This is a genomic window from Cetobacterium somerae ATCC BAA-474 (assembly GCF_000479045.1).
GTDB classification, from domain to species: Bacteria; Fusobacteriota; Fusobacteriia; order Fusobacteriales; family Fusobacteriaceae; genus Cetobacterium_A; species Cetobacterium_A somerae.
In genome coordinates, this window is record NZ_KI518222.1 from 22,382 (window position 1) to 33,479 (window position 11,098).

The window sequence follows — 11,098 nt, forward strand, 5'->3', positions numbered from 1 at the left end:
AAAAAAACAAAATCATCAAGAGAGACTGAGGGACTGGCCCTATGACGTTTCAGCAACCTACCTTAGAGGTGTGGTGCTAATTCCAGAAAGATGACTTATAAGAGCATAAAGCCTTTTATCTTTCTGGAGAGATAAAAGGCTTTTTTTATCTCTTTTGATTAATATTTAGGAGGAAACAATGAAAAATTTAACTTACTTTACTTCGGAGTGTGTATCACCAGGACATCCAGATAAAATAGCAGATCAAATATCAGATGCAGTATTAGACGCATGTATTAAAAATGATCCAGCAGCAAGAGTAGCTTGTGAGGTTTTCTGTACAACAGGACAAGTTGTTGTAGGAGGAGAGATAACAACAACAACTTATATTGATATACAAGATATAGTTAGAAATAAAATAGATGAAATTGGATATAAACAAGGAATGGGATTTGATTCAGATTGCGGAGTTTTAAATGCAATTCATTCTCAATCTCCTGATATAGCTATGGGTGTAGATGTAGGAGGAGCAGGAGATCAAGGAATAATGTTTGGTGGAGCTGTAAAAGAAACACCGGAGTTAATGCCATTAGCATTAGTTTTAGCAAGAGAAATAATTGTAAAATTGACTAGATTAACAAGATCAAAAGAGTTAGTTTGGGCAAGACCAGATGCAAAGTCTCAAGTTACATTAGCTTATGATGAGAATGGAAAAGTTGTAGGAGTAGATACTGTTGTAGTTTCAGTTCAACATAATCCAGATGTAACTCAAGAGCAAATTCATAAAGATGTAAAAGAGCTAGTAATAAAGCCAGTTTTAGAAGCATATAACTTAAATGCAGAAGAAGTAAAAAATTATCATATAAATCCAACTGGAAGATTCGTAATTGGAGGACCACATGGAGATACAGGATTAACTGGAAGAAAAATAATTGTTGATACTTATGGTGGGTTTTTCAGACATGGAGGAGGAGCTTTCTCTGGAAAGGATCCTTCAAAGGTTGATAGATCAGCTGCATATGCAGCTAGATGGGTAGCAAAAAATATTGTTGCAGCAGACTTAGCTGATAAATGTGAAGTTCAATTATCATATGCTATTGGAGTAGTTGAGCCAACATCTGTAAAAGTGGAAACGTTTGAAACAGGAAAAGTAGATGAAATTAAATTAGCTGAAGCTGTTCAAAATATATTTGATTTAACACCAAGAGGAATTGAAAGAGATTTAGAGTTAAGAAGTGGAAACTTTAATTATCAAGATTTAGCAGCTTTTGGACACATTGGAAGAACAGATTTAGATTTACCTTGGGAAAGAGTAAATAAAGCTGAAGAGTTAAAAAAATATTTAAACAGATAATACTATACGAAAAAAGGGAAGAATGTACTTCCCTTTTTTTTATTTTAGTGTTAAGCTATAAAAAAAGAAAAGGAGAGGTGAATTATGAAATATTTATTTGTAAATTATCCTAAATGTTCAACGTGTGCAAAGGCAAAAAAATGGCTAGAAGAAAATGGAGTGGATTTTGAGTCAAGACATATTGTTGAAAATAAACCAACAAAAGAGGAGTTAAAAAAATGGATTACTTTAAGTGGTCAGCCAATAAAAAAGTTTTTTAATACAAGTGGCATTCTATATAGAGAGATGAACTTAAAGGAAAAAGTAGCTCAAAACAATGAAGATGAACTTTTAGATATTCTATCAACTAATGGAATGTTAGTAAAAAGACCGCTACTTATAGGGAAAGACAAGGTTTTAATAGGATTTAAAGAAAAAGAATGGGAAGAGATAAAAAATTAAAAAACTATTGACAAAGAATGAAAAAAATGGTACTATTATTATGTAGCAACAACGCGTCAGCGATAGTTGCCCCGTTCGTTCAGTGGTAAGGACAATAGATTTTCACTCTATAAACAGGGGTTCGATTCCCCTACGGGGTACCATTGGAAGCATAGCTCAGTTGGGAGAGCACCTGCCTTACAAGCAGGGGGTCACTGGTTCAAGTCCAGTTGTTTCCACCATATGAACTTTTAAAGCACATATGTGCTTTTTTTTATTTTTTGTAAAATAAAAAAAGGGATAAATTATGCTTAGCCCTTTTTTACAATTGCTTTTTCAAAAGATTAGTTGTATCTAGTTTATAAGACTCTTTATTGTTTAAAAAATTAAGAACATCTTCAGTTAGGTCAACACCACCATAAATTGTAGCACTTTTTTCAATAACCATTTCTAAATTTTTTTGTTTTCCAATTAAAATAGCAACAGAATCTATTTCGAATTTTATATCATAAATAAAATTTTGTTGATCCTCTTGAAAAACACGTTCAGAAGTCTCAATCTTTTCTTGAAATTGTTTTTTTAAATCTAATAATTTTTTTTTGTCATCTTCTGTAATTTTTGAATTTGATTTGATAATCTTCTCTTGTTCTAATAAGCTTTGTCTTAATCCTTCAATTTCTGAATTTAACTCTAATCTTTTATTTTCAAGTTTTTCTTCCATTTCAAAACGCTTATTGTATTGACTAAAGATGTATTCAGAGTCGATAACTCCAATATTGAGTGCAAAGGCTGAAGTGGTCATAAAAAGCAATAGAAATAAAACATTCATATAAATACTCCTTTTTGTGGAATTTTATTCTTATTATACATTATTTTGTCAATATTTGATATAATATTTAAAAGAAAAATAAAAAGAGGGTGGAGAATTGAATAAGAAACTAAAAATATTTTTACTTTTGATACAGATATTTGGTATCGGGCTTTCTTTATATTATAGAAAATTTTTATTAACAGTTGCGGTAGTTTTAATGTTAATATATAATCTATACGTTTTTTTTAAATGGAAAAAAATAAAAATGAAAAATAATTTTATACTAAGATCGTTTATAGCTTCAGATATAATTTTATTTTGTTTTTTTATTTTAATATTTAGAATGATTCAGATACAATTATTTGATTCAAACAATTATAAAGAAGCTATAAATAAGCAGATAAATGTCGAAAGAAGAGAAGGTGGAGAAAGAGGAAACATATACGATTCAAAGGGAAAAGGGTTAGCATATAGTATTAATATGTACGAATTATCAGTTGATCCCAAAAGATTTATAAAATCTTTAGAGGCACCTGAAGCTTTAAAAGAGTTAGTAAATAAGAAGTATATAAGAGATAACTATAGACCATTGTTAAATACAATAAATAAACTAGGAAAAGAGGAGAGAGTTTATAAAAGATTAAACAGGAATATAGATGATGTAGAGAAAAAAGAGATTGAAGAGATTTTAGAAAAATATAATATAAAAGGTAAAAATATTATATTTTTAAGTGGAAGAAAAGAAAGAAGATATTACAAGCCGGATCAATATTTCTTTTTAGTTGGAAATATAGGTTTTAAGAAGGGTACAGAAAAAGAAGGGATTTTTGGAATAGAACTTTTTTATGAAAATTATTTAAAAGGGGATAAAATATCTAGAATAATCCCAAGTATTAGAAGTTTAGGAATCGGATTGCCTACTTCTAGTGCTAGAACAAAAGTTAATTTAGATGGTATGAATATTCATTTAACTGTTGATAATGATTTACAATATATTTTAAATGATGAAATGGAAAAACAGTTTAAAAAAACAAATTCAGAAGAGGCGTACGCTGTTTTAATGGATCCAAATAATGGTAAAATATTAGCAACTTCATTTTTTAGAAAAAATAAAAAAAATGTAGCTAATCCAATATTCCAATCCCAAGTAGAGCCGGGATCTATATTTAAACCACTTGTAATAGCCGCAGCCTTACAAGAGAAAAAAATAAGAAGAAATACTAATTTTGATATTGGAAATGGAACCATAACGAAATATAAACATACTATAAGAGAAAGTAGTAGAAGTGTAAAAGGTATTTTAACAACTGAAGAGATATTAAAAAAGTCAAGTAACGTAGGAATGGTATTAATAGGAGATAAATTTACAAATGAGGAGTTTGACTCATATTTAGAGAGATTTGGATTATATGATAAAACAGGTGTTGATTATCCTTATGAAAAAAAACCTAGAAGAGAATCTGTAAAAAGATGGAATGGATTGAAAAAAAGTACAATGTCCTTTGGACAAGGAATTGCCGTAACACCAATTCAAATGATAACGGCTTTTTCAGCAGTAATAAATGGTGGAGTAATGTATCAACCATATATAGTTGATAAAATAACAGATAGAGATGGTTTAGTAGTTAGAAGAAATTTACCTATACCAAAAGGGAAAATTATAACAGAAGCAGTATCAAAAGAGATGAGAGCGATGATGGAGTTAGCTGTATTGGAAGGAACTGTAAAAAAAGCTCATGTTGATGATTATAGAATAGGTGGAAAAACAGGAACTGCTCAATATAGTGAACATGGAAGATATGTAAAGCATGAATATTTATCATCTGTAATGGGATTTTTTCCTGTAGAAAAACCTCAGTATATACTACTAGCTATGTTTTTTAAGCCTCAAGGAGATGTTTTGTATGATAAATATGGCGGAACAGCAGCAGCTCCAGTATTAGGAGAAGTTGTAAAAAGGGTAACTAAGATAAAAAATATTTATTCACAAAAGATAGAGAACATAAGAGTTCAAGGAAAACGAAGTTTGAGAAGTATAGAAAATAATGAAGAATTAGTTATAATGCCAGATCTAAAAGGGTTGAGTGCCAGAGAGGTTATTGAAATTTTTAAGGGTAGTGATATTGAAGTTGAATTAACAGGAACAGGTGTTGTTCAAAGTCAAAGTGTTGAACCACAAAAAGAATTGGTAGATATAAAGAAAATAAAAATAAAATTAAACTAGGAGAAAGTAATGAGATATTATAGTGTCTATATAGAAAAGACAAAAGATTTCTATACTTATGCCAGTGATGAAGAGAGTATAAACGTTGGAGATAGAGTTTTGGTATCTTTTAGAAATAAAGATAAAGTGGGACTAATTATTGAAGAAGAAAAAGATAAAGAGTATACTTTTAAAGTTTTGAAAATAAAAAAAGTATTATATGAAGAGTTAAGTTTTTCTAAAAAATTTATAAAATTGTTGTTATGGATAAGAGATTACTATATGAGTCCTTTTGATCAAGTTTTTTCTACAGCAGTGCCCTCAGGAGTAAAAATAAAGTATGAGGATATTTATCGACCTAAAAATCTTAATGGTACTTTAATTAAAGATGAGATTTTAGAATATTTTTTGAAAAAGAGTTTAGTTAGAAAAAAAACATTGGTTGATAGATTCTCAAAAAATAAAATACAGGAATATCTAGATAATAATTATTTAAAAGTTCAAGATAGTTGGTATGGTCTTCAAGAAGATGTTGAAGATGTTGATTTAGAACTGAAATTATATTTTCAAGAGAGAGTAGAAATTGGAAAAACAACTTTAGAAAAGAAATTTGACAAAAAAACTATTGAAAATCATTTGAAGAACGGAACATTAATACTTGAAAGAAAAATAAAAAGTTTTAATGAAGAGAAATTGAAAAAAGATATTGAAAAAGAGGTATATAAGGAAGATACTAAATTAAATTCAGAGCAAGAGAGAATAAAAAGTGGTATTGAAACTTCAAATAAAAGGCATTTTTTAATAAGAGGAGTAACAGGATCGGGAAAAACTGAGATATATATACAACTTATAAAGAGAGCTTTAGAAAATGGAAAAGGATCAATATTTTTAGTTCCAGAAATATCTTTAACTCCTCAAATGGTAAAAAGATTTAAAAAAGAATTTGGAGAAGAGGTGGCAATACTTCATAGTAGATTATCTAATATAGAAAGAGCTAAAGAGTGGTATAGCATATATACAGGTGATAAAAGAGTTGTTTTAGGAGTTCGTTCAGCAATTTTTGCTCCTGTAAAAAATCTCGAATACATTATTGTAGATGAAGAGCACGAAAATAGTTATAAACAAGATAGTACACCAAGGTATAATGCAAAGTATGTAGCTATAAAAAAAGCTGAACTAGAAAATGCAAAAGTAGTTTTAGGTTCAGCAACACCATCGATTGAAAGTTACTACTATGCTAAAAAAGGAATATTTCAACTTTTTGAGATAGATCATAGATATAAGGATGCAAAATTACCAGAGATAGAGATTGTGGATATGAAAGAGGAAAAAGATAGCTTTTTCAGTGAAAAACTTTTAGAGGAGATAAGAGGAGCACTTTTAAGAAAAGAACAAATAATACTTCTTCTAAATAGAAAAGGATATTCTACATTAGTTCAATGCCAAGAATGTGGACATATGGAAGAGTGTGAGCATTGTTCTATAAAATTAAACTATTATGCAAGTAATAACAGCTTAAAGTGCAACTATTGTGGCATATCAAAAAGATTTTTAGGTCATTGTTCTAAGTGTGGAAGTAAAAATATATCCTTTAGTGGACGTGGAGTTGAAAGAGTAGAAGAGGAGCTTCGAAAAAGATTTCCTGTAAATATAATTAGAGTTGATGGAGATGTTTCAAAAGAAAAAAATTTTTATGAAAATATGTATAATGATTTTTTAGGTGGTAAATACGATATTATGATTGGAACTCAAATGATATCTAGAGGATTACATTTTCCCAATGTAACTTTAGTTGGAGTAATAAATGCAGATACAATTATGAGTATCCCTGATTTTAGATCAGGTGAAAGAACATATCAAATGATAACTCAAGTAGCGGGAAGAGCTGGAAGAGGAGAGAAAAAGGGGAAAGTTATAATTCAGACTTATCAACCTGAAAATTATATAATAGAAAAAATTCAGGAAAATAGTTATATAAATTTTTATGAAAAAGAGATAGAGAAAAGAGAGATACTTTTTTATCCCCCATTTTCAAAAATAATAAATATTGGAATATCTTCAAATGAGGAGTATGGATTAGAAGAGTATTGTCATTTGGTATTTAAAGAGATTGAACATGAGAAAGTAGAGCTTTATGGACCTATGAAATCATTAGTTTATAAAGTGAAAGGAAGATATAGATGCAATATATTTATAAAAGGGGACAGAAGAGAAATCAATGAGTATAAAATATTTTTAGAAAATAAATTGAAAAAAATAGAGAATAAAAAATATAGAATAGTTGTTGATGTAGACCCGATTAATCTAATATGATATAATATATATTGAAAAAAAAGAGAATTGGAGGAAAATACATGTTATACGACATAAAAATATATGGAAATGAATGTTTAAGAACTGTAGCTGAGCCAGTAACAGAAATAACGCCAGAGATACTTGAAATTTTAGATAATATGGTAGAAACAATGCACGAAGCTAATGGAGTAGGACTTGCAGCACCACAAGTTGGAATAAGCAAGAGAATGTTTGTAATTGACGTTGGAGATGGGATTGTAAGAAAAATTATAAATCCAGAGTTAATAGAGTTATCAGATACTGTTGAAAATATAGATGAAGGATGTTTAAGTGTTCCAGGAATTTATAAACCTGTAAAAAGATCAGTGACAGTAAAGATAAAGTATTTAAACGAAAAGGGTGAAGAAGTAATAGAAGAGGGAACAGAACTTTTAGGAAGAGCTTTCCAACACGAGTATGACCATTTAGAAGCTATTTTATTTGTAGATAAAATATCACCAGTGGCTAAAAGAATGGTATCTAAAAAATTACAACTTTTGAAAAAAGAGGTAGGTAAAAACTAATGAAAAATCTACTTTGGATAGTCCCGTTAGTTATACATTTTGCATTTTTAGGACAAAATATATTTAGATCATTTGTTAAAATCGATAAGTTAAAAATGGAGCAAGAGATAAAGATTAAACAAAAAAAAGAGATTGAAAGCTTAATTGTTAGATATGATGAAATGATTGAGAATATAAATAATCCCTTTTACAGAGAAAAAGTAGCTAGGAATCAACTCCAAATGGTTTTACCAGGAGAAAAAATTTATAGATTAATTGAAACAAAGTAGGAGGAAAAATGAAAAGAGAGTTAGCTTTAGAGTTTGCTAGAGTTACAGAAGCAGCAGCCTTAGCAGCTTACAAATGGGTAGGTAGAGGAGATAAGGAGGCAGCAGATCAAGCAGCGGTAGACGCTATGAGAACTGTACTAAATGGGATAAAAATTCAAGGGGAGATTGTAATAGGAGAGGGAGAGATTGATGAAGCTCCTATGCTATACATCGGCGAAAAGGTAGGAATAGATTCTCCTGATAAAGAAAGATATTCACAAGTTGATATTGCTGTAGATCCAGTTGAAGGAACAAGAATGACAGCACAAGGTCAAGCTAATGCAATCGCAGTTTTAGCAGTAGGGAACAAAGGCAGCTTTTTAAAAGCTCCAGATATGTATATGGAAAAATTAATAGTAGGACCTGAAGCAAAAGGTGTAATTGATTTATCAAAACCTTTAATGGAAAATATAGATAATATATGTAAAGCTTTAAATAAGCCATTAAATGAGCTAACAGTAGTAGTATTAGACAAACCAAGACATAAAACGATAATAAAAGATTTACAAGATTTAAATATTAAAGTTTATGCTTTACCAGATGGAGATGTAGCAGGATCAATATTAACATCAGTTGTAGATTCAGATGTAGATGTACTTTACGGTATAGGTGGAGCTCCAGAAGGTGTTATATCAGCTGCTGTAATCAAGGCTTTAGGTGGAGATATGCAAGCTAGATTAAAATTAAGAAGTGAAGTAAAAGGTGTATCACTAGAAAATGACAAAATATCTGCATATGAAAAGTCTAGATGTGAAGAGATGGGACTAAGAGTAGGAGATGTTTTAAAGATGGATGATCTTGTAAAAGATGATGAAGTTATTTTCTCAGCAACAGGAATAACAAGTGGAGATCTTTTAGAAGGTGTAAAAAGAAAAGGGAATATAGCTAGAACTCAAACTTTAGTTATAAGAGGAAAAAGTAAAACAGTTAGATATATAAATGCTGTTCATAACCTAGATTATAAACCGGAAGATATAATGGAATTAGTAAAATAATTAAATAATAATTGAATAGAAAAGTAGAGAATATTCTCTACTTTTCTTCATTATTAAATGAGGAGGATAAATGTTTTTTTATGATGATTTTATAAAAAAAATAGAAAAGACAAAAGTACAATATAAACCATTAAAGAAGTATACACTTGAAGGTAAAAAAATGATTGTATGGTTAGGAACAGGAGTACCACTTATATTAATTGGAGCTCTTCAAGGATATATAGGGTATACAAAGAATTATAGCATACCATACATAGGAATAGCTGCATTGCTATTATTTTTAGGATTTAAACATTTAAAAAATCTTTTTAAATATAAAATAATTTTAGATTGTGAAAATAAAAGGATCTTAGGTCAAGGATTGAATCTATCTTTTGATGAAATAGATACATGTACTATGAAAGAAGGAGTAGTAGGAAAAGGAAATAGACTACAAGTTATAATAAGAATAGTTACAATTGATAAAAGAGAGATAATTATCCCTTTAATTATGGGAAATAAAATTGATTTTATCTGTACTTTAAAGGATGAACTAAAGGGTAAGTTTTCAATAATAAAGGGATAGGAGTGATTCTATGAAAAAATTAACTTTTTTACTTTGCTTGTTTTTAATAAGTTTTTCTTTTGTTTTTAGTAAAGATAATAAGCGAGAGTTCAGAGGAGTTTGGATAGCAACAGTTGACAATATAAACTGGCCTTCTAAACAAGGGTTAAGTATTGAAGAACAAAAGCAAGAGTATATTGATATTTTAGATGAAATAAAAAGTTTGAATATGAATGCTGTAATAATGCAGGTGAGACCTACAGCAGATAGATTTTATAAAAAAGTTAATAAAGAACCATGGTCTAAATATATAACTGGAGAAAGTGGTAAAGATCCAGGATATGATCCTTTGGAATTTTTTGTAGAAGAAGCTCATAAAAGAAATTTAGAATTTCATGCATGGTTTAATCCATATAGAATAACATTAAAAAATAATGAAAAAATTCCTGAAAATCATATAGCTAAAAAAAATCCTAACTGGGTTATTGAATATGGTGGTAAATATTATTATGATCCTGGAAATCCAAAAGCTAGGGAGTTTACAGAGGATGTTATAGTTGATGTTGTAAAAAATTATAATATAGATGGTGTTCATATGGATGATTATTTTTATCCATATCCAGTGTTAGATAAAAACAAAAAAGTTGTTCCTTTTGGAGATACTAAATCTTATAAACTATATGGAAAAGGAATGAAGCTTGAGGACTGGAGAAGAAAAAATACAGATACTTTTGTAATGGAGTTATCGAAAAAAATAAAAAAGACAAAGCCTTATGTGAAGTTTGGAATAAGTCCTTTTGGAGTTTGGAGAAACAATGATAAAGATCCAACTGGATCGGCAACAAGAGCGGGTGCAGAAAATTATGATACTTTATATGCAGATACAAGGACGTGGATACAAAATGAATGGATAGATTATATAGTTCCACAAATATATTGGGATTTTAACTTAAAAGTTGCTAAGTATGACATTTTGGTTAATTGGTGGATAAATGAAGTTAAGAATAGTAATGTTCATTTGTACATAGGTCATGCAGCTTATAAAATCGGAAGTAATAAAGCTTGGAGAAACGAGAATGAACTTATAGATCAAATAAAGTATAATAGAAATTTTGAGAATGTTCATGGAAGTGTATTTTTTGGATTTGATAAGATTCAAAAAAATAGCTTGAATATTAAAACAAATTTAAAAGAAAAAGTTTACGAGACACAGGTATTGCCTCCAACAAGTCCATGGATAGATATTATAGCTCCAAAGCCAGTGACTAATATAAAAGCAAAAATTATAAAAGATGGAGTTCTTTTGACTTGGGATGATCCGGCTAACAATTATGCTGATTATTATGCTATATATAGAAGTACAGATAAAGAGTTTGACGAAAAAAACTCTAAATACCTTTTAACTACTGTAAAAAGAAAATATGGATTAAAATATTTAGATAAAAATATTGAAAAAAATAAGACTTATTATTATAAAATAGCTCCAGTAGATAGAGTTCATAATCAAGGTGAAGTAAAGGAAAAAATTATTTTAAAAAAATAAAAAACTTTGTTGACAAACAATATAAATTGTGGTACTATATCTTTGTAAGTGATGCGGGAGTAGCTCAGTTGGTAGAGCGTCAG

Annotated in this window: 10 protein-coding genes, 2 tRNA genes and 1 riboswitch; of the genes, 11 read left to right on the forward strand and 1 reads right to left on the reverse strand. The window is 29.2% G+C overall.

Features of this window, described 5'->3' with window-relative positions; all coding sequences use genetic code 11:
• Nucleotides 1–9 precede the first annotated feature (9 nt).
• Nucleotides 10–97: riboswitch (SAM riboswitch) on the forward strand.
• An 81-nt stretch (nucleotides 98–178) separates the two neighbouring features.
• From metK to HMPREF0202_RS14210, 4 genes are all read left to right on the forward strand, one after another.
• On the forward strand, nucleotides 179–1,333 hold the full coding sequence (gene metK / locus HMPREF0202_RS14195) for a methionine adenosyltransferase (protein ID WP_023051412.1): 1,155 nt from the start codon (nucleotides 179–181) through the stop codon (nucleotides 1,331–1,333).
• A gap of 84 nt (nucleotides 1,334–1,417) precedes the next feature.
• On the forward strand, nucleotides 1,418–1,774 hold the full coding sequence (locus tag HMPREF0202_RS14200; RefSeq protein ID WP_023051413.1) for an arsenate reductase family protein: 357 nt from the start codon (nucleotides 1,418–1,420) through the stop codon (nucleotides 1,772–1,774).
• Between the two features lie 68 nt (nucleotides 1,775–1,842).
• Nucleotides 1,843–1,917, forward strand: a tRNA-Glu gene (locus tag HMPREF0202_RS14205).
• Between the two features lie 2 nt (nucleotides 1,918–1,919).
• A tRNA-Val gene (locus HMPREF0202_RS14210) sits at nucleotides 1,920–1,995 on the forward strand.
• A gap of 80 nt (nucleotides 1,996–2,075) precedes the next feature.
• On the opposite strand, the gene HMPREF0202_RS14215 is transcribed toward HMPREF0202_RS14210, so the two are convergent.
• Entirely contained in the window at nucleotides 2,076–2,582 is a 507-nt protein-coding gene (locus tag HMPREF0202_RS14215) for an OmpH/Skp family outer membrane protein (protein WP_023051414.1), read from the reverse strand.
• 97 nt (nucleotides 2,583–2,679) lie between these two features.
• Between HMPREF0202_RS14215 and HMPREF0202_RS14220 the strand changes: the two genes are divergently transcribed.
• From HMPREF0202_RS14220 to HMPREF0202_RS14250, 7 genes are all read left to right on the forward strand, one after another.
• Nucleotides 2,680–4,788 (forward strand): penicillin-binding protein, encoded by a 2,109-nt coding sequence (locus tag HMPREF0202_RS14220; protein WP_040407717.1) that lies wholly within the window; start codon nucleotides 2,680–2,682, stop codon nucleotides 4,786–4,788.
• 9 nt (nucleotides 4,789–4,797) lie between these two features.
• Nucleotides 4,798–7,080: a replication restart helicase PriA gene (priA, locus tag HMPREF0202_RS14225; RefSeq protein WP_023051416.1), complete on the forward strand. Its 2,283-nt coding sequence runs from the start codon at nucleotides 4,798–4,800 to the stop codon at nucleotides 7,078–7,080.
• 41 nt (nucleotides 7,081–7,121) lie between these two features.
• Nucleotides 7,122–7,625 carry a peptide deformylase gene (gene def, locus HMPREF0202_RS14230; protein ID WP_040407719.1) on the forward strand — a complete coding sequence of 168 codons (504 nt, stop codon included), beginning with the start codon at nucleotides 7,122–7,124 and terminating at the stop codon, nucleotides 7,623–7,625.
• Entirely contained in the window at nucleotides 7,625–7,894 is a 270-nt protein-coding gene (locus HMPREF0202_RS14235; RefSeq protein ID WP_023051418.1) for a septum formation initiator family protein, read from the forward strand. Before def ends, HMPREF0202_RS14235 begins: the two co-directional genes overlap by 1 nt.
• An 8-nt stretch (nucleotides 7,895–7,902) precedes the next feature.
• A complete protein-coding gene (gene glpX / locus HMPREF0202_RS14240; RefSeq protein WP_023051419.1) occupies nucleotides 7,903–8,928 on the forward strand; it encodes a class II fructose-bisphosphatase in 1,026 nt (341 codons plus the stop codon).
• A 70-nt stretch (nucleotides 8,929–8,998) separates the two neighbouring features.
• Nucleotides 8,999–9,493: a hypothetical protein gene (locus tag HMPREF0202_RS14245; protein WP_023051420.1), complete on the forward strand. Its 495-nt coding sequence runs from the start codon at nucleotides 8,999–9,001 to the stop codon at nucleotides 9,491–9,493.
• Between the two features lie 10 nt (nucleotides 9,494–9,503).
• Nucleotides 9,504–11,015, forward strand: coding sequence for a glycoside hydrolase family 10-like protein (locus HMPREF0202_RS14250; protein ID WP_023051421.1), 1,512 nt, complete (start codon nucleotides 9,504–9,506; stop codon nucleotides 11,013–11,015).
• Nucleotides 11,016–11,098 lie beyond the last annotated feature (83 nt).

Excerpts from the sequence above, each read along its gene's own strand:
- metK (WP_023051412.1), top strand. The coding sequence starts at position 179 with ATGAAAAATTTAACTTACTTTACTTCGGAGTGTGTATCACCAGGACAT.
- glpX (WP_023051419.1), top strand. The coding sequence starts at position 7,903 with ATGAAAAGAGAGTTAGCTTTAGAGTTTGCTAGAGTTACAGAAGCAGCA.
- HMPREF0202_RS14245 (WP_023051420.1), top strand. The coding sequence starts at position 8,999 with ATGTTTTTTTATGATGATTTTATAAAAAAAATAGAAAAGACAAAAGTA.
- HMPREF0202_RS14200 (WP_023051413.1), top strand. The coding sequence starts at position 1,418 with ATGAAATATTTATTTGTAAATTATCCTAAATGTTCAACGTGTGCAAAG.
- HMPREF0202_RS14235 (WP_023051418.1), top strand. The coding sequence starts at position 7,625 with ATGAAAAATCTACTTTGGATAGTCCCGTTAGTTATACATTTTGCATTT.
- HMPREF0202_RS14250 (WP_023051421.1), top strand. The coding sequence starts at position 9,504 with ATGAAAAAATTAACTTTTTTACTTTGCTTGTTTTTAATAAGTTTTTCT.
- priA (WP_023051416.1), top strand. The coding sequence starts at position 4,798 with ATGAGATATTATAGTGTCTATATAGAAAAGACAAAAGATTTCTATACT.
- HMPREF0202_RS14215 (WP_023051414.1), bottom strand. The coding sequence starts at position 2,582 with ATGAATGTTTTATTTCTATTGCTTTTTATGACCACTTCAGCCTTTGCA.
- def (WP_040407719.1), top strand. The coding sequence starts at position 7,122 with ATGTTATACGACATAAAAATATATGGAAATGAATGTTTAAGAACTGTA.